19 protein-coding genes are annotated in these 16556 nt (G+C 69.4%); 12 read left to right on the forward strand and 7 right to left on the reverse strand.

Translation table 11 applies throughout. The features are described from left to right. Positions 1-9: 9 nt before the first annotated feature. Positions 10-720 carry an MBL fold metallo-hydrolase gene (locus ACIQLD_RS08645; protein WP_402607334.1) on the reverse strand — a complete coding sequence of 237 codons (711 nt, stop codon included), beginning with the start codon at positions 718-720 and terminating at the stop codon, positions 10-12. 83 nt (positions 721-803) lie between these two features. Between ACIQLD_RS08645 and ACIQLD_RS08650 the strand changes: the two genes are divergently transcribed. Continuing rightward, the gene (locus ACIQLD_RS08650; RefSeq protein ID WP_402607336.1) at positions 804-1328 is read left to right on the forward strand and encodes a TetR/AcrR family transcriptional regulator; all 525 of its coding nucleotides are present in this window, start codon (positions 804-806) and stop codon (positions 1326-1328) included. 69 nt (positions 1329-1397) lie between these two features. Here the strand turns inward: ACIQLD_RS08650 and ACIQLD_RS08655 are convergent, their stop codons facing one another. Then, the gene (locus tag ACIQLD_RS08655; RefSeq protein WP_402607339.1) at positions 1398-2771 is read right to left on the reverse strand and encodes a pyridoxal phosphate-dependent decarboxylase family protein; all 1374 of its coding nucleotides are present in this window, start codon (positions 2769-2771) and stop codon (positions 1398-1400) included. Between the two features lie 10 nt (positions 2772-2781). Further along, positions 2782-3468 (reverse strand): TetR/AcrR family transcriptional regulator, encoded by a 687-nt coding sequence (locus ACIQLD_RS08660; protein WP_402607341.1) that lies wholly within the window; start codon positions 3466-3468, stop codon positions 2782-2784. A gap of 68 nt (positions 3469-3536) precedes the next feature. Between ACIQLD_RS08660 and ACIQLD_RS08665 the strand changes: the two genes are divergently transcribed. The 6 genes from ACIQLD_RS08665 (at position 3537) to ACIQLD_RS08690 (ending at position 10298) form a co-directional block, all read left to right on the forward strand. Then, positions 3537-4577 (forward strand): agmatine/peptidylarginine deiminase, encoded by a 1041-nt coding sequence (locus ACIQLD_RS08665; RefSeq protein ID WP_402607344.1) that lies wholly within the window; start codon positions 3537-3539, stop codon positions 4575-4577. Positions 4578-4614: 37 nt separating this feature from the next. Next, entirely contained in the window at positions 4615-6327 is a 1713-nt protein-coding gene (locus tag ACIQLD_RS08670; RefSeq protein ID WP_402607346.1) for an amidase, read from the forward strand. A gap of 114 nt (positions 6328-6441) precedes the next feature. Next, on the forward strand, positions 6442-7293 hold the full coding sequence (locus ACIQLD_RS08675; RefSeq protein WP_402607348.1) for a tryptophan 2,3-dioxygenase: 852 nt from the start codon (positions 6442-6444) through the stop codon (positions 7291-7293). Beyond that, a complete protein-coding gene (locus ACIQLD_RS08680) occupies positions 7293-8246 on the forward strand; it encodes a hydrolase (RefSeq protein WP_402607351.1) in 954 nt (317 codons plus the stop codon). The genes ACIQLD_RS08675 and ACIQLD_RS08680 overlap by 1 nt, the downstream gene beginning before the upstream one ends. A 1-nt stretch (position 8247) precedes the next feature. After that, positions 8248-9480, forward strand: a complete 1233-nt coding sequence (locus ACIQLD_RS08685) for a kynureninase (protein ID WP_402607353.1) — start codon at positions 8248-8250, stop codon at positions 9478-9480. Next, on the forward strand, positions 9477-10298 hold the full coding sequence (locus tag ACIQLD_RS08690) for a PaaX family transcriptional regulator C-terminal domain-containing protein (protein WP_402607355.1): 822 nt from the start codon (positions 9477-9479) through the stop codon (positions 10296-10298). Before ACIQLD_RS08685 ends, ACIQLD_RS08690 begins: the two co-directional genes overlap by 4 nt. A 91-nt stretch (positions 10299-10389) precedes the next feature. On the opposite strand, the gene ACIQLD_RS08695 is transcribed toward ACIQLD_RS08690, so the two are convergent. Next, positions 10390-10875 (reverse strand): FBP domain-containing protein, encoded by a 486-nt coding sequence (locus tag ACIQLD_RS08695; protein ID WP_402607358.1) that lies wholly within the window; start codon positions 10873-10875, stop codon positions 10390-10392. A gap of 304 nt (positions 10876-11179) precedes the next feature. Between ACIQLD_RS08695 and ACIQLD_RS08700 the strand changes: the two genes are divergently transcribed. Next, entirely contained in the window at positions 11180-11521 is a 342-nt protein-coding gene (locus ACIQLD_RS08700; protein WP_402608505.1) for a hypothetical protein, read from the forward strand. A gap of 38 nt (positions 11522-11559) precedes the next feature. Here the strand turns inward: ACIQLD_RS08700 and ACIQLD_RS08705 are convergent, their stop codons facing one another. Continuing rightward, on the reverse strand, positions 11560-11961 hold the full coding sequence (locus ACIQLD_RS08705; RefSeq protein WP_402607361.1) for a hypothetical protein: 402 nt from the start codon (positions 11959-11961) through the stop codon (positions 11560-11562). 193 nt (positions 11962-12154) lie between these two features. On the opposite strand from ACIQLD_RS08705, the gene ACIQLD_RS08710 reads away from it, so the two are divergent. Next, positions 12155-12364, forward strand: a complete 210-nt coding sequence (locus ACIQLD_RS08710) for a CsbD family protein (protein ID WP_402607363.1) — start codon at positions 12155-12157, stop codon at positions 12362-12364. Between the two features lie 72 nt (positions 12365-12436). On the opposite strand, the gene ACIQLD_RS08715 is transcribed toward ACIQLD_RS08710, so the two are convergent. Then, complete coding sequence (locus tag ACIQLD_RS08715) at positions 12437-12601, reverse strand: hypothetical protein (protein WP_017201713.1); 165 nt, start codon at positions 12599-12601, stop codon at positions 12437-12439. 123 nt (positions 12602-12724) lie between these two features. On the opposite strand from ACIQLD_RS08715, the gene ACIQLD_RS08720 reads away from it, so the two are divergent. The 3 genes from ACIQLD_RS08720 (at position 12725) to ACIQLD_RS08730 (ending at position 15605) form a co-directional block, all read left to right on the forward strand. Further along, entirely contained in the window at positions 12725-12991 is a 267-nt protein-coding gene (locus ACIQLD_RS08720; protein WP_402607365.1) for a Rho termination factor N-terminal domain-containing protein, read from the forward strand. An 8-nt stretch (positions 12992-12999) separates the two neighbouring features. After that, positions 13000-14118: a YbdK family carboxylate-amine ligase gene (locus tag ACIQLD_RS08725; RefSeq protein ID WP_402607367.1), complete on the forward strand. Its 1119-nt coding sequence runs from the start codon at positions 13000-13002 to the stop codon at positions 14116-14118. An 89-nt stretch (positions 14119-14207) separates the two neighbouring features. After that, positions 14208-15605, forward strand: a complete 1398-nt coding sequence (locus tag ACIQLD_RS08730; protein WP_402607370.1) for an MFS transporter — start codon at positions 14208-14210, stop codon at positions 15603-15605. An 87-nt stretch (positions 15606-15692) separates the two neighbouring features. Here ACIQLD_RS08730 and ACIQLD_RS08735 read toward each other — a convergent pair whose 3' ends face one another. Beyond that, positions 15693-16544 carry a phytanoyl-CoA dioxygenase family protein gene (locus tag ACIQLD_RS08735; protein WP_402607372.1) on the reverse strand — a complete coding sequence of 284 codons (852 nt, stop codon included), beginning with the start codon at positions 16542-16544 and terminating at the stop codon, positions 15693-15695. Between the last annotated feature and the right edge of the window lie 12 nt (positions 16545-16556).

The following is a 16556-nucleotide window of genomic DNA, read 5'->3' on the forward strand; positions in this document are numbered from 1 at the left end:
CGACGGGCGTCAGGCCGAGGCTCGTACGGCTGCGGCGATGTCGGCCGGCGAACCGTGCCAGGGCGCGCCGTGACCGGGCAGCACCCAGGATGCCGAGACGGCTGCCAGACGGTCGAGCGACGCGAGCGCCTCGTCGGGTTCATCCGTGAAGGGGGCGGGTTGCGCCCCGGTGCGCCCCGTGAGCACGTGGCGGGTGGTCAGCGCGTCGCCGACGAACACCGCGTCGGCGGCCGGCACATGCACGGCGATGCTGCCTGGTGAGTGACCGGGCATGCCGATGACGATCGGACCACCCGGCAGATCGAGCACGTCGCCGTCGGCGACCTCGGTCACCACAGACACGTGCGGCGTGCGCAGGGCGTTCTTGCGCAGGCCGTAGGCGAAGAAGCCGAGGGTCGGACCGACCCTGGCCGGTCCCATCGCGGTCTTCGGCTTCTCGCCGGTGCGCACCCGGTGGCTGTCGGCGCCATGGATGAACACCGGCACTCCCGCCTCCGTGCGCAGCCGCTCGGCGAAGCCGATGTGGTCGCCGTCGCCGTGGGTCAGGACGAGTCCGCGGACGTCGGACAGCGGGCGACCCAGCGCGTCGAGCTCGCGCTGCAGGTCGTGCCAGTGCCCGGGGAGCCCCGCATCGATCAGGGTGATCCCCTCGGGCAGGTCAATCAGGTACGAGGCGACGATGTCGTTGCCCAGGCGGTGCAGGTGCGGTGCGAGCTTCATGACGGATCCTCTCGGGACGGGATTGCGATGGCTACGTTACGTAGCTATCATGGCTATTGTCAATAGCCATCCAGGAGGATCCGATGCCGACACCGGAACGCACGTCCACCGAGGAGATCGTCGCGGCCGGGCGGGAGATCCTCGAGGTCGCCGGGCCTTCTGGCCTCACGATGCAGGCGGTGGCGGCACGCGTGGGCGTGCGGGCTCCCTCGCTGTACAAGAGGGTGCGCGACCGCGACGCCCTGCACGCCGCCGTCGCGGCCGCCTCCATCGACGCTCTCACCGCCAGGCTCGAAGCCGCGGGAGACGACATCGCGGCTCTCGCTCATGCCTACCGCGGCTTCGCGCACGAGCATCCGGAGGGCTTCCGGATCATGTTCACGATCGCGGCTCCCCACGATGCTCTGGAGCGTTCGGCCGCACCGTTGATCCGTGCGGCATCCGTCCTGGTCGGCGACGAGGATGCGCTCGACGCCGCCCGTCTCTTCACCGCGTGGGCGACCGGATTCCTGCAGATGGAGCTCTCCGGAGCGTTCCGTCTCGGCGGCGACGTCGACCGCGCCTTCGAGTACGGCCTGCGCCTACTCGTCGCCGGGATGGCCGGCTGAACCGTCACGGGTTCGATCACTGTCGCCCACCGGCATCCGCATTCGGACTCGCGCACCGGGGCCGCCGGGCTACTTCATCGTGTCGAGGATGCCGACGAGGTCGTCGAACGTGGTGAGCGGATTCAGGATCGCGAAGCGCGTGTTCGGGCGTCCGGCGTGGGAGCTGGGGACCACGAAAGCCCGCTGCGAATCGAGCAGGGCTGCAGACCACCGGTCGTAGTCGGCACGCTCCCATCCGTCGCGCTCGAACACCACGATCGACAGTTGCGGGTCGCGCACCAGCCGCAGTTCGGGACGCCGGGCGATCTCGTCGGCGATCCGTCGCGTCAGCGCGAGTCCTGCACTCACGGCCTCGCGGTACGCCGTGACCCCGTACGTCGCGACCGAGAACCACATCGGCAGGCCACGCGGGCGACGCGTGAGCTGGATCGAGTAGTCCGAGGGGCTGAACTCGTCGACGTCGGTCAGGATGTCGAGGTACTCGGCATGCTGCGTGTGCGCGCGGCGCCCACTGTCGGGGTCGCGGTAGATCAGAGCGCAGCAGTCGAACGGCGCGAACAGCCACTTGTGCGGGTCGACGATGACCGAGTCGGCGCGTTCGACGCCTGCGAAGAGGTGCCGCGCCTCGGGTGCCAGCATGGCGGTGAGACCGTAGGCGCCGTCGATGTGCAGCCAGAAATCGAACTCGTCCTTGAGCGCAGCGATCCCCTCGATGTCGTCGACGATGCCGAAGTTGGTCGAGCCGCCGGTCGCGACGACCGCACAGATCTCGTCACCGTGCGCGAGGAGGGCTTCGCGCACCCCCTCCGCACGCAGCACGCCGTCGTCGCCGGCCGGGACCAGCAGCACGTCGGCATCCATCACCTTCGCGGCCGACTTGTTCGAGGAGTGCGCCTCGACGCTGCACAGGATCTTCCATCGGGTCGGGAGCTCCTTGCCGGCCGCGATCAGCCGCGCCTTCGCCGCCTCGCGCGCGGCGACCAGTGCCGAGAGGTTGCCGATCGTGCCGCCCTGCACGAACACCCCACCTGCGGTCTCGGGCAGTCCGAACTCGCTCGCAAGCCACGACAGCACCTCGTTCTCTGCATGCACGGCACCCGCACCCTCGAGCCAACTGCCGCCGTAGAGTCCGGATGCCGACACGACCAGGTCGAACGCGATCGCGGCCATGGTCGGCGCTGTCGGGATGAACGACAGGTACAGCGGGTGGCTCGTGGTCAGGCACGCCGGGGCGAGGACGTGCTCGAACACGCTGAGGGCTCGCGCGGCGCCGAGTCCCGCATCGGTGATCGTGGGCCCGACGAGACGGTTCAGCTCGGCCTCGGACTGGGGCTTGTCCAGCGGCACGTCGGCGGCGAGCATGCGACGACGCGAGTAGTCGAGCACGGCGTCGACGATCGCCGTCGATTCGGGCGAGGCCGCGTGCATGCGCACAGCATCCATGGGCGTTCCTTTACTTGTCATCAGATCGGGAGTCGGCAGATCGGGAGTGTGGGGACGGGGAATCGGCGGCCGCAGTGTCGGGTGTCGAGCTGTCGAGCACGGCCGACAGTGCGCGCCTGGCGAGGTCGGCGCGGTCGCGCGGCGCCCACTTCACGAGAGAGTGTGCGTTCATTCCGTCGACCATCGCGAGCAGCAGCCACGCGGCCGTGTCGGCGCGGCCGGCAGCGATCGCGCCGGTCGCCGCAGCACGGGCGAAGATCTGCTCCAGCGCGCTCTGCCACCCGTCCATCTCCTGCCGCACGCGGGCGGCGAGCGCATCGTTGCGAGCGCCGAGCGCCCACGCCTGCACCCAGATGAGGGTGACGTCGTCGCGGTCGGCGTCGAGCAGCGTCTCGATCAGGCGCAGCAGACCGGCCCGCAGCGCGGCGGGGTCGTCGGTACCGTCGAACGCGGCGATCACCTCGTCGCGCTCCGCCGCCACGATCAGCCCGAACACGTCGGCGACGAACGCGTCCATCCCCGGCCGGTAGTGCGCCACGAGCGCCGGAGTCACCCCGACGCGAGCGGCGACCGCCCGCACGGTGAGGCTCTCGAGACCGCTCTCGCGCGCAAGGCCGATCGCGCCGTCGAGGATCGAGTGATCGCGCTCCTCCGGCGACATCCGGCGAGCGCCCGCACCTGTTGACGTGGTCTTCATCAGGGGTTACCGTAACACCTGTTGATCGCATGTTCAATAGAAGGACCGGCAGCAGCGAGGAGATCACGATGAACTGGCGCATGCCCACCGAGACCGCACGTCACGAGCGCACCTGGATGGCGTTCCCTGCAGAGGGCGAGACCCTCGGCGACACCGACACGGCGCGCGAAGAGGGCTACGCCACCTGGACCGCCGTCGCCCATGCGGTCGCCGAGTTCGAGCCCGTGTCGATGCTGGTCGACCCGAGCGAGGTCGCGAGGGCCCGGCGCATGCTCAGCAGCAGCATCGAGATCGAGATCGCGCCGGTCGACGAGTTCTGGATGCGCGATTCCGGGCCGACGTTCGTGGTCGACGACGACCGGCCGGGCGTGCTCGGTGCGGTCGACTGGATCTTCAACGGCTGGGGTGCGCCGGAATGGGCCGAGTGGCGCAAGGCCGCGCAGCACGCGCGCATCGTCGCCGGCGCCGTCGGGGCGGAGCTCGTGAGCTCCACGCTCGTGAACGAAGGCGGTGGCATCCACGTCGACGGCGAGGGCACCGTGCTGCTCACCGAGACCGTCCAGCTCGACCCCCGACGCAACCCCTACGCCGACAAGCAGCGGATCGAGGCCGAGATGGCCCGCACGATCGGTGCGTCGAAGGCCGTGTGGCTGCCGCGCGGACTCACCCGCGACTACGACGACTTCGGCACCAACGGCCACGTCGACATCGTCGCCACCATCGTCTCGCCCGGGCGGCTGCTGCTGCACGATCAGCAGAACCCCGATCACCCCGACCATGCCGTCACGCGTGAGCTGCGCACTCTGCTCTCGGAACAGACGGATGCCGCCGGCCGCCGCTTCGAGGTGATCGGCCTGCCCGCTCCCTCCACGCTGACGGATCAGGAGGGGCCCGTCGACTGGAGTTACGTCAACCACCTGGTCACGAACGACGGCGTGGTGGCGTGCGGCTTCGGCGACGCGATGGCGGATGCTGCGGCACGCGAGATCCTCGCCGACGCCTACCCCGGACGCCGGGTCGTCACGGTGGATGCGCGCCCGCTGTTCGACCGCGGCGGCGGCATCCACTGCATCACCCAACAGCAGCCGGCGCTCGCCTCCGGTCGGTGAGCGAGCGCAGCGCGACGAAGCATCCCGAGGAGAACTCATGAATGTGCACGAAGCGTCCATCGCCGACCTGCGCCGCGCCCTCGATACCGGCGAGACGACTGCGGTCGAACTCGTCGACGCGTACCTCGCGCGCATCGCCGCCTTCGACGGCCCCGACACGGCTACTGCGCTGAACGCCGTCGTCGTCGCCAACCCGGCGGCGCGGAGCGAGGCCGCGGCGTCCGATGCGCGCCGCGCCGACGGTGAGACCCTCGGCCCCCTCGACGGCATCCCCTACACAGCGAAGGACAGCTACCTGGTGCGCGGGCTCACCGCCGCCGCGGGGAGCCCGGCGTTCGCGCAGCTCGTGGCCCGACACGACGCCTTCACGATCGAGCGGCTGCGCGCTGGGGGTGCCATCTGCCTCGGGCTGACGAACATGCCCCCGATGGCGAACGGCGGCATGCAGCGCGGCGTCTACGGTCGGGCCGAGAGCCCGTACGACGCGGATTTCCTCACGGCACCGTTCGCCTCCGGCTCCTCGAACGGTTCGGGCACGGCCACCGCCGCGAGCTTCGCGGCCTTCGGCCTCGGCGAGGAGACCTGGTCGTCGGGTCGCGGACCCGCGACGAACAACGCGCTGTGCGCCTACACGCCTTCCCGTGGCGTGATCTCGACCCGCGGCAACTGGCCTCTCGTGCCGACCATGGACGTGGTGGTGCCGCACACCCGCACGATGGCCGATCTGCTCGAGGTACTCGACGTGATCGTCGCCGACGACGCCGAGACCCGCGGCGACTTCTGGCGGGCGCAGCCGTGGGTGAAGCTGCCCGCCGCATCCGCCGTCCGGCCGGAGTCGTATCCCGCCCTCGCCGCGGGCGCGGCGCGTGCCCTCGTCGGCGCACGCATCGGCATCCCCCGCATGTACATCAATGCGGACCCGGATGCCGGGAGCGCCGAGAACCCCGGCATCGGCGGCCCCACCGGCCGGCGCATCGAGACACGGGCGAGCGTCATCGAACGCTGGGAGGCGGCGCGGCGCGACCTCACCGCTGCCGGAGCGACCGTGATCGAGGTCGACTTCCCCGTGGTGTCGAACTACGAGGGAGACCGTCCGGGGGCGCACACCATCGCGACCCGCGGCCTGGTGTCGCCCGAGTACCTGAACCGCGAGATCGTCGACCTCTCGGCGTGGGCGTGGGAGGACTTCCTGCAGGCGAACGGCGACCCCGCTCTGCACTCGCTCGTCGACCTCGACGGCGCCACGATCTTCCCGCATCCCGAGGGGGCGCTCCCCGACCGCTACACCGGGTTCGACGACGATATCGCGGAGTATCCGGACTGGGTGCGCCGCCATCCCGATGCCTCGTTCACAGACATGCCCGAGCTCGAAGACGGACTGCGCGGCCTGGAAGAGACCCGTCGCCGCGACCTCGAGGTGTGGATGGACATCCTGCGACTCGACGCCGTGGTCTTCCCCGCGGTCGCCGACGTGGGGCCGGCCGACATGGACGTGAACCCGGAATCCGCCGACCTCGGCTGGCGCAACGGCGTCTGGATCGCGAACGGCAACCTCGCGATACGGCACCTCGGCATCCCCACGGTCACCGTGCCGATGGGGCTGATGAGCGACATCGGCATGCCGATCGGGCTGACGTTCGCGGGACGAGCGTACGACGACGCGAAACTGCTCGGCCTCGCGGCGGCGTTCGAAGCGACAGGCGGCCCTGACACGCGTCGCACGCCGCCGCCGCGCACCCCCGCGCTCTGAGCGATCATCCGGGTTCGAGCCCTGGGTCGATCGCATGGACAACGGCGCGATCTTCTCCGTGCTGGTGACATAACACTCCTGTGACGCGCGCCACGAAAGTGATATGTTCGGCGTATGCACTCCGAGAACGAACGCGCCCTCGAATCCGGCATCGTCACCGACCTCTCGGAGCGCATGACCTACGGCTCGTACCTGGCGCTCGACCAGCTGCTCACCGCGCAGCGTCCGGTGAGCGAACCGCAGCACCACGACGAGATGCTGTTCATCATCCAGCACCAGACCACCGAGCTGTGGCTCAAGCAGCTGCTGCATGAGTTGTCGTCCGCCCGCGATCTGCTGTCCCGCGACGATCTGCGCGAGGCGCTGAAGCGCATCGCCAGGGTCAAACGCATCCAAGACGTGATGACCCAGCAGTGGTCGGTGCTCGCCACCCTCACCCCCACCGAGTACGCCCAGTTCCGCGGAGCGCTGGGCAACTCGTCGGGCTTCCAGTCCGTGCAGTACCGCGCCGTCGAATTCGCCCTCGGCAACAAGAACGAGAAGATGCTGAGCGTCTTCGCCGACCACCCCGCCAACCTCGCTCTGCTCACCGCCGAGTGGGAGAAGCCGACGCTGTACGACGAGTTCCTGCGTTTCGCCGCCCGCCGCGGGCTGCCGATCCCGACCGCGATCCTCGAGCGCGACGTGCGCGAGCCGTACCGGGAGACCCCGGAGCTGGTGTCGGCGATCCGCGAGATCTACCAGGATCCGAGCCGGTACTGGGACCTGTACGAAGCGTGCGAAGACCTGGTCGACCTCGAGGACAACTTCCAGTTCTGGCGCTTCCGGCACCTCAAGACGGTCGCCCGCACGATCGGAATGAAGGTCGGCACCGGTGGCTCCAGCGGGGTCGGATTCCTGCAGCGCGCGCTGGACCTGACGTTCTTCCCCGAGCTCTACACCGTGCGCACCGAGATCGGCAGCTGATGAAGGCCGCGACGTTCTTCGACGGGACCGAATGGCGCGATGGCGTCGTCGAGCTCGCCGACGGGCGCGTGCGGCTGCGCGATGAGCGCCCCACCCCAGACCTCCCCCGCATCGACGGCGTCGTGACGGGCGCATTCACCGACCACCACGTGCACCTGCAGCTCGTCGAGCACGGCAGGTTGAGCAGCTCACGCCTCGGCCGCGTGGTCGATCTCGGCGGCAACCCGCAGGTGCTTCGTCGACTCGCCGTGCGGGCGGTCGCGATCGACTACGCCGGTGCGTTCCTGACGGCTCCCGGCGGTTACCCGTCCGACCGCGACTGGGCACCGGAGGGCTCCGTCCGCGAGATCGCGGACCCGGATTCCGCCGCGGCCGCGGTCACGGAGATGGCGGCTGCCGGAGCCACCCGCATCAAGGTCACGAGCAACAGTTCCGCGGGACCCGTCTTCTCCGACGACCTCTTCCGAGCGATCGTGCGGGTGGCCGACGCCCACGGCCTCGCGGTCGTCGCCCATGCCGAAGGAGTGGACGAGGCGCAGCGCGTCGTGCGTCTCGGCGCTTCCCATCTCGCCCACGCCCCGTTCACGGAGCGCCTCGACGACGACGAGATCGCGCACCAGGCGGCCTCGGCCTCGTGGATCTCGACCCTCGCGATCCACGACGACCCCGAGCGTGCGATCGCGATCGACAACGTACGCCGCTTCCACGACGCGGGCGGCACTGTGCTCTACGGCACCGACCTGGGCAACGGTCCCATGCCGGTCGATCTGAACGCGCGCGAGGTCGCCGCCCTCCGTGAGGCCGCCCTCGACGAGGCGGCCCTCCTGCGCGCGCTCGCCCCCGTCGATCCCCTCGACGCCGCCTCCGCGCTGCTGCTCCTCCCCGGTAGCTCTCCCGCTGCCGTCGACCCGCTCGACGCCCGCCCGCTCACCCCCGCCGATCTGAAGGTGTGACATGACCACGACGCCCGACTCCTCGCTCCTCGAGCACGCCCGCGCTCTCGACGCCGCCGACCCGCTGCACGCCCACCTCGATGCCTTCGCCGAGGCGCCGGGCGTCGCGGCCTACCTCGACGGCAACTCCCTCGGCCGACCGCTGCGCGACATTCCCGAGAAGCTCGCGGCATTCGTGCGCCACGACTGGGGAACACGGTTGATCCGCTCCTGGGACGAGCAGTGGATGGCGCTGCCGATGGAGCTCGGCGACCGTATCGGACGAGTGGCACTCGGGGCCGCGGCCGGCCAGACGGTCGTCGCCGATTCGACCAGCGTGCTGATCTACAAGCTCATGCGCGCCGCCGCGGCCGCCGATCCCACCCGCACCGAGCTCGTGATCGAGGCCGGCAACTTCCCCACCGACCGCTTCCTCGCCGAAGGTGTCGCCGCTGAGACGGGCATGACGCTGCGCTGGCTCGCACCCGACCCGGTGCACGGGGTGACCGTCGCCGATGTCGAGGCCGTCGTCTCGGAGCGCACCGCCCTGGTGTCGCTGAGCCATGTCGACTACCGCTCCGGCGCCTTGGCAGACATGCCCGGCATCACGGCGACCGCGCATGAGGCCGGAGCCCTGATGATGTGGGATCTGTGTCACTCGGTCGGCGTGATCCCGATGCAGCTCGACGAGTGGGGCGTCGACATGGCTGTCGGCTGCACCTACAAGTACCTGAACGGCGGACCCGGCTCCCCCGCCTTCGCCTACCTCCGCCGTGGACTGCAAGGCGTGCTGCACCAGCCGATCCAGGGGTGGTGGAGCGCGGCCGACATCTTCGCGATGGGGCCGGAGTACGTGCCGTCCGGCGACATCCGTCAGCTGCTCAGCGGCACGCCGCCGGTGACCTCGATGCTCGCGATGCAGGGCATGCTCGACCTCATCGAGCAGTCGACGATCGAGACCGTGCGCACCAAGTCGCAGTCGCTGACAGATCTCGCGGTGCGCGCCTACGACGAGGTCCTCTCCCCGCTCGGCGTGCGACTGCTCAGCCCGCGCGATGCCGACCTTCGAGGCGGTCACGTGACGATCGGCCACCCCGACTTCCGCGAGGTCACGCAGCGCCTGTGGGCAGACGGCATCATCCCGGACTTCCGCTTCCCCGACGGCATCCGCCTGGGCCTCTCCCCGCTCAGCACCTCACACGTCGAGACGATCACCGGCGTGCTCGCGGTGCGCGACGCCCTGGAATCTGCGTGACTCCGGACTCAGCGACCACGCCGGTGCTCGATGACATCGATGCGCGTCCTGGCAGCACCGCATCGCTGCTGCGGACGTTCGTCGGCGTCTTCCTGCGCCCGCTCGGAGGCTGGATCTCGGCGGCCGACCTGGTCGCCCTCGCCGGCGATCTGGGCATCGAAGCGGCCCAGGCACGCACGGGCGTCGCCCGCCTCAAGCAGAAGGGACTGCTGCTCGCCGCACGCGAGGGGCAGATCGGCTACCGTCTCAATCCCGCAGCCACCGGGATGCTGGAGCGCGGCGATCGACGCATCTTCGAGATGCGCGAGATGACGGATGCCGACACGTGGTGCCTGGTGTCGTTCTCGATCCCGGAGAGCGCGCGGAGCATCCGCCATCAACTGCGTCGGCGCCTGCAGTGGATCGGCGCCGGTGTGGTGTCGCCGGCGCTGTGGATCTGCCCCGGCCATCTGCAGGACGAGGTGCGGCAGATTCTCGACGAGCTCGGTGCGCGCCGGTGGGCGACGCTGTTCCAGGCGTCCGCCCCGATCCCCGCCGGCACGTTGATCGACGCCGCGGCGCAGTGGTGGGACGTGGAGGCGCTGCGCGCCGAGCACCTGGCATTCCAGGCCTCGCTCGCCACGCTGCCCGACGAGCCCTTCGCCGCATACGTGCAGCTGATCGACCGCTGGCGGGTGCTGCCGTACACCGATCCGGGGCTTCCTCCGTCGATGCTGCCGGCCGATTGGCCCGGCCGTCGCAGCTTCGACGAGTTCGCCCGCCGGTCGGCGGAGCTGGCAGCACCCGCCTGGGCGCACGTGCGCTCTCAGCTCGCCTAGCTCGGTCCCCCGCCCATTCCGGTCGCACTAACTGTCGCCTAGGCACCTCGCGGGCGACAGAAGGTGCGACCGGAGCAACCGAGAGTCGGGGTCAGCCAACGACCTCGGCGAGGAAGCCGGCCACGTGCTCCTGCAGTCGCAGGATGCGCAGGTCGCGCGCGAACTCGCGATCGAAGCCCTGATAGGCCAGTGGCGGCAGGATCCGCACGTTGCGGTTGCAGCCGAACTCCGCGCAGGTGAGCACGCCCACGCTGTCGCCCTTGCGCCCTGCCGGCCCGGCCTTCCTGGCCACGTACAGCTGCACGTCGTTGCGGAGCGTGACGTCTTCGCACCACGAGCACTGTGCCCGGGCGATCACCCGCTGTTCGGCGCGCTGCAGGAAGACGCCGACCGGGGCGTCGTCGACCCACGTGACCACGTACGCCCGGCGGGGCATCTTCGGGTCTGCCCAGCCGAGGAAGTCGAGGCGATCGAAGTCGATCTCGGCGAAACCGGGCGGCAGGGTCAGGTCGGAGACCTCTTTGCGGGAGGCGTTGAGGAAGGAAGCGCGGATGGCGCGCTCGTCGATGGGACGCATGAGAAGGAGTGCTTTCGGGGTGGTCGCCGCGAGGGCGAGTCGATGGGAGGAAGGAGCCCGGACGTGGATGCCGGGTACGACACGACACCGGGGACGGGGGTTCCGCCTCCGGTGTGTCCTCAGCCTCTGTCTGCGGCGCGGAAGGCGCCTGCAGCTCCGCTCTGCGCCCCGAGGGCGCTCATCGACGACAGCACCCGGCGAGCCTACACCCGTTTGTTTCACTCCGTGTCGGCCCGCCTGGGAACGGCCGAGAAGGCGACTTAGTCTTTCCGGAACGCCGAACAAGAAGGAGACCACCGTGTCCATGCCGCTCAACCGTCTTTCGCCCCTCCCGGTGCGTGAGCGTGCGGCGTGCATGTGCAGTCACGGTGGCCGCTGCTCTTCCTTCGCCCCCGGTCATGCCCTGCATCTGATCCAGGCACGCATCGCCTCTGCCACGCCGGCCGAGTGGGTAGACGCCCTGGTCGAGTCGGCCGACGCGGTATCGGGAGACCTCGTGGTGCGCACGCTCGACGGCGAAGCGCATGCCCTGTGGAACGGTTCCGGCGCCGCGCTCGAAGCCGCCCCCGGCACTCCCGTGGCACTGCACGCGCGCTACGGCGTGCTGGCCGTCGGCGGTACGCAGTTCAACGTCGCCGCCGTGTGACCGCTTCCTGAGCTCGACGCCTGTTCCGGCGCTCCGGTTCAGGCGCTCGCCATCAGCATGTCCTTCATGGCGGTGCAGGCATCCATGCACGCCTGGCACGCCTGAGCGCACATCCGGCACACGTCGCTCTCGTCGGCATGCCGCGCGCACGCGTCCATGCACGTCTTGCACATCGCGATGCAGGCGTTGAGCATCGCCATCATCGACGCAGGGGTCATGCCCTGCATCCGCATCATCGACCGCATCATGGTGTTGCACATGTCAGCGCAGTTCATGCACGCGGGCGAACAGTCCATCATCTGCGTCGAGCACACTGTGCAGGCCTGCTCGCACGCGGCACACGCGTCCATGCACGCCTGCATGACGGCCATGTCCATCATCTGCATGTCGGGCATCGACTCCATGTTCTTCGACATGGCGCCCATCATCATCGAGTCCATCGCACACCGCTTCCTTGGTCGAGGTCCGCGGGCAGGACCACCCGCCTGGCGCCAGGCTAGTCCTTCGCGGAGCGCGCGTCGATGGCGGGCGGGAACGCTGTCATGCGCCGGGCGGATTGTCAATCCCGTGGCCGCTTCTCCGAAGGAGTGACAGTGTCGGAGACATTCCATCCGCCTACGAGAGGAGCAGCACATGAGTGCCGCAGACGACATCAAGAACGCCGCCGAGAAGGCCGCCGGAAAGGTCAAGGAAGGCGTCGGAAAGCTCACCGACAACGAGAAGCTCGAGGCCGAGGGCCAGGCGGATCAGGTCAAGGCCTCCGCCAAGCAGGCCGGAGAGAACGTGAAGGACGCCGCGGGCAAGGCCGGCGACAGCGTCCGGGACGCGTTCGACAAGAAGTAACCCCCGAACGCCGAAGAGGTGAGGTCCGCCGAAGGGCGGGCCTCACCTCGATGGGTCAGACGTGTGGAGTCGTCAGACCTTGCGGCTACCGCTGATCGCTCGGATCAACCAGGCGATCACAGCGATCGCGAGGAGGACGAGCCCGACCCACAGGAGGAACTGGAGCGACTGCACCAGTCCTCCGGTGATCGCAAGGATCACTGCGACGACGATGACGATGATCAGGAGGATGTTCATCGGTCTTTCCCTTCTTTCGGCAGGCGCGAACGCCCGACTGTGGTGCCTTCACGCTAGCCGCGGGAAGCGTTATGCCCGAGGGGGTTGACTTACCCCCTCCGAGTGCGCGAAGGAAACGAGCACATGCCAGGAAGACGCGAGAACTCGCTGAAGGATCCCGAGCTGTACGAAGAGCTCAGGAAGGACGGCGCCTCGAAGGAGAAGGCCGCACGCATCTCGAACGCCGCGGCGAAGGAGGGACGCAGCGCCGTGGGGCGCCGGGGAGGCGAGCACGGTGACTACGAGGCCTGGACCGTGCCCGAGTTGCGTGCGCGTGCGAAGGAGCTCGGCCTGACCGGCTACAGCCGCAAGCGGAAGTCCGAGTTGATCTCGGCGCTCCGGAATCACTGAGGCCTCGAATGGCGCGCTTCGGCATCGAGGAGGAGTTCCTGTTCCTCGATGAGCATTCGCTGGTGCCCGTGACCCTCGCCGCCGGCACTCGCGAGCGCATCACGCGTCTGCGGACAGGCGGCGAGGTGACGAAGGAGTATCTGACCTCCCAGATCGAGTGCCTCACCGAGCCGGTCTCGACCGCGGAGGATGCCACCGCCCAGTTGACGCATCTGCGCGGCCTCATCGGCTGGCATGCCCAGGACCAGCACGCGATCGCAGCCGGCACCGGTACACCGTTCGCCACCACCCGCTCCTCGGCCGTGTCCCCCTCACCCCACTACGACGACGTCGCCGCGCAGCTCGGACATCTCACCCGTGACCACGAGGTCAACGGACTGCACGTGCACGTCGAGGTCGCCGACGACGAGGAACGGGTCCGTGCGCTCGAGCGTGTGCGTGGCTGGCTCCCCGTGCTGTTGGCGCTCACCGGGAACAGTCCTTTCGTGAACGGGCGGGATTCCGAGTTCGCCAGCTGGCGCAGCATCCTCATCCGCCGACTGCCCTCGTCCTGGGCCCCACCCTCCTTCCGCGACTACGACGACTATCGCGCGGGAGTGCAGCGGCTGATCGACGTCGGTGCCCTCACCGATGCGGCCGCGCTGTCCTGGTCGGCGCGGATCTCGGAGCGCTACCCCACGGTCGAGGTGCGGGTCTTCGACGCGCAGTTGACGGCCGAGGACTCGGTGCTCGCGGCTCTCCTCTCCCGTGCCATCGTCCTGACAGACGATCAATCGCACGCGGACATCGGCGTGGACGGCATCGACGCCTCCCTGTGGACGGCGGCCCGCAGAGGCATGAGCGCACGCCTGATCGATCCGACGACCGGCGAGGCCGACGACGCCTGGGCCGTCGCCGACCGGATGCTGGCCGCGATCGCCCCCGCCCTCCGCCAACTCGGCGACGAGGGTCATGTCCGCGACGGCATCGATCGGCTGCGCACCGACGGCTCCGGAGCGCAGCGCCAGCGCCGTGCCTTCGCCGAAGGCGGAACACGTGCCCTCGGCGACCTTCTCCGAGCGGGCGCCCCGGCACCGCTTCCCGCACCCGGCGCCGCAGAGCCGCACACCTCCGCGCCGAGCGCCTGATCTGCACCGGCCCGATCTGCACCGGCCCGATCTGCACCGGCCCGATCCTCACCGGCCCCGATGTCCGACGACGGCGGTAGGGTCGGCCTGTGGCCTCCTTCGCCCCGCTCCAACGCCTCGTGATCTCGATCGCGGTGCTCGCATCGTTCGTGACGTTCCTCGACGGCACCGTCGTGAATGTCGCCCTGCCCGCGATCAGCCGCGAGCTCGGGGGCGGCATCACCACCCAGCAGTGGGTGGTCGACGCCTACCTGATCACCCTGAGCGCCCTGATCCTCCTGGCTGGCTCGGTGTCAGACGCCTATGGCCGGGTGCTGGTGATGCGCATCGGACTGATCGCTTTCGGCGTGGCCTCCATCGCGGTCGCTGCGGCGTTCGACCCGCTCATGCTGATCATCGCCCGGGCCGCCCAGGGCGCCGCCGGTGCTCTGCTGGTGCCGAGCTCGCTCGCGCTGATCACCGCGACCATGCGCGCCGACGTGCAGTCGAAGGCGATCGGAGTGTGGACCGCCTTCACGACCGGAGCGCAGTTGGTCGGCCCGCTGCTGGGCGGGCTGTTCGTCGACTATCTCTCCTGGCGCTTCGTCTTCCTCATCAATGTGATTCCGATCGGCATCACCCTCCTGCTGCTCTCCCGCCTGCACCTGCCCGAGCATCCCCGCGGCATCAAGGTCGACTGGTGGAGCGGGGCACTGTGCGCGGTCGGCCTCGGCGCCGTGGTCTTCGCGCTCATCGAACAGCCCAACATGGGGTGGCAATCGCCCGCGATCTGGATTCCCGCAGTGGCCGGCGCGGCTCTTTTCGCCCTGTTCCTGTGGCGCCAGCAGCACTCGGCGTCGCCCCTCATGCCGCTGTGGCTCTTCCGGGTTCGCGACTTCGGCTGGGGCAACCTCGCCACGTTCTTCGTGTACGCGGCGCTATCGCTCAACGGCTTCGTGGTCGGCGTCTACCTGCAGCAGGGCGCGGGCCTCAGTGCGACTGCCGCGGGGCTGGCGAGCCTGCCCATGACGATCCTGATGATCCTCGTCAGCTCGCGCGCGGGCCAGTGGGCCGGCAGATGGGGGCCGCGCATCTTCATGACGGTCGGACCGCTGCTCATGGCCGTGGGCGCCCTCATGCTGCTTCTCGTGTCGACCGACTTCGACTACTGGTGGCAGGTGCTGCCGGCGATGATCGTCATGGGTCTCGGGCTCTCGCTCACGGTCGCTCCGCTCACTGCCGCGATCCTGGGGGCGATCGACGAGAACCACTCGGGCATCGCCTCGGCCGTCAACAACGCCGTCTCGCGTGTCGCCGGGCTGCTCGTCGTAGCGATGCTGTCGACGATCGTCGGCGGCTCGCTCGACCTCGACGGGTTCCACAGCGCGGCGTGGGTCACGGCGACACTGCTCGTGATCGGCGGCGTGGTGTCGTGGATCGGCATCCGTCGCAACCCGGCCGAGCCCGTACCGGCTGACGCCGCGGCGACCGGACCCGTCCCGCGATGACCGTGGCCGCGCCCCCGACTGGGCGGACGAAGCGCTGCTCGACACCTCGGCGGCGCCCCAGCGGGACAGGATCGCCGGCCCTCCGACTCAGAGGCCGTCGTCCTCGTGCCAGTGCTCCTGCCAGCGCCAGTCGATGGGCTCACGTGCCCTCTGATAGCGGATGTCGGTGGAGAGGCGGATGCGACCCTGCGGATCGACGTTGTCGGTGCTGGCGTGCACCACATACGAGGAATGGACCATCACGTCACCGGCGCGATAGTCGGCGACCAGCCACCGGGCGTCGTGCGCATCCGCGAGAGCAGGGAGGTCGGCGGTGATCGATGCGGCCGGGGGCCGTTCACCGCGCTCCCGTTCGTCGGCGAGCGCCCAGTGGTGGCTGCCTTCGAGGTAGGTGAGACCACCCTGCTCGACGGGGCAGTCCCCCAGAGGGATCCACATCGAGAGCACACGCTCGCTCCCCTCGCGCAGATAGACGAGGTCATAGTGCGCCTGCGTGGCGGTGCCGATCCCCGACTCACCGGGACGGATGTGGCGGATGATCTTGCGCCGATGCAGGTGTACGTCGTCGCCGAGGAACCATTCGAACCATCCGCGGATGTCAGGGTGTCCGGTCAGCGCCGCGTACCGCTCCCCCGGAACGATGTCGTCGAACAGGGCGGAGCGGATCTTGGCCCTGTCGATCGTCCCCTGTGCGCCGATGCCGACCGCGAGATCGGAACCGGACACCAGGATCCCGGTGTCCGCCATCGCCGTGAAGTAGTACTCGCGGAACGAGGCGACCAGCTGCGGATCGAGCTGCTGCGGCAGGAACAGATAGCCGTCGCGACGCAGCCGACTCCACAGCGCATCCTTGTCGGTGCGGATCGCGTCGGGCACGGGCTGCAGCCACCCCAGACGCGACGGCGAGTCGTCGAGGGTGTATCCGTTGGAGGTGAGCATGGATCCAGCGTC

The sequence above is a fragment of the Microbacterium sp. NPDC091662 genome (assembly GCF_044756705.1).
Lineage (GTDB): Bacteria > Actinomycetota > Actinomycetes > Actinomycetales > Microbacteriaceae > Microbacterium.

Coding starts and splice junctions, on each gene's coding strand:
- ACIQLD_RS08645 (WP_402607334.1), bottom strand. CDS start 720: ATGAAGCTCGCACCGCACCTGCACCGCCTGGGCAACGACATCGTCGCC.
- ACIQLD_RS08650 (WP_402607336.1), top strand. CDS start 804: ATGCCGACACCGGAACGCACGTCCACCGAGGAGATCGTCGCGGCCGGG.
- ACIQLD_RS08655 (WP_402607339.1), bottom strand. CDS start 2,771: ATGGATGCTGTGCGCATGCACGCGGCCTCGCCCGAATCGACGGCGATC.
- ACIQLD_RS08660 (WP_402607341.1), bottom strand. CDS start 3,468: ATGAAGACCACGTCAACAGGTGCGGGCGCTCGCCGGATGTCGCCGGAG.
- ACIQLD_RS08665 (WP_402607344.1), top strand. CDS start 3,537: ATGAACTGGCGCATGCCCACCGAGACCGCACGTCACGAGCGCACCTGG.
- ACIQLD_RS08670 (WP_402607346.1), top strand. CDS start 4,615: ATGAATGTGCACGAAGCGTCCATCGCCGACCTGCGCCGCGCCCTCGAT.
- ACIQLD_RS08675 (WP_402607348.1), top strand. CDS start 6,442: ATGCACTCCGAGAACGAACGCGCCCTCGAATCCGGCATCGTCACCGAC.
- ACIQLD_RS08680 (WP_402607351.1), top strand. CDS start 7,293: ATGAAGGCCGCGACGTTCTTCGACGGGACCGAATGGCGCGATGGCGTC.
- ACIQLD_RS08685 (WP_402607353.1), top strand. CDS start 8,248: ATGACCACGACGCCCGACTCCTCGCTCCTCGAGCACGCCCGCGCTCTC.
- ACIQLD_RS08695 (WP_402607358.1), bottom strand. CDS start 10,875: ATGCGTCCCATCGACGAGCGCGCCATCCGCGCTTCCTTCCTCAACGCC.
- ACIQLD_RS08700 (WP_402608505.1), top strand. CDS start 11,180: ATGCCGCTCAACCGTCTTTCGCCCCTCCCGGTGCGTGAGCGTGCGGCG.
- ACIQLD_RS08705 (WP_402607361.1), bottom strand. CDS start 11,961: ATGGACTCGATGATGATGGGCGCCATGTCGAAGAACATGGAGTCGATG.
- ACIQLD_RS08710 (WP_402607363.1), top strand. CDS start 12,155: ATGAGTGCCGCAGACGACATCAAGAACGCCGCCGAGAAGGCCGCCGGA.
- ACIQLD_RS08715 (WP_017201713.1), bottom strand. CDS start 12,601: ATGAACATCCTCCTGATCATCGTCATCGTCGTCGCAGTGATCCTTGCG.
- ACIQLD_RS08720 (WP_402607365.1), top strand. CDS start 12,725: ATGCCAGGAAGACGCGAGAACTCGCTGAAGGATCCCGAGCTGTACGAA.
- ACIQLD_RS08725 (WP_402607367.1), top strand. CDS start 13,000: ATGGCGCGCTTCGGCATCGAGGAGGAGTTCCTGTTCCTCGATGAGCAT.
- ACIQLD_RS08735 (WP_402607372.1), bottom strand. CDS start 16,544: ATGCTCACCTCCAACGGATACACCCTCGACGACTCGCCGTCGCGTCTG.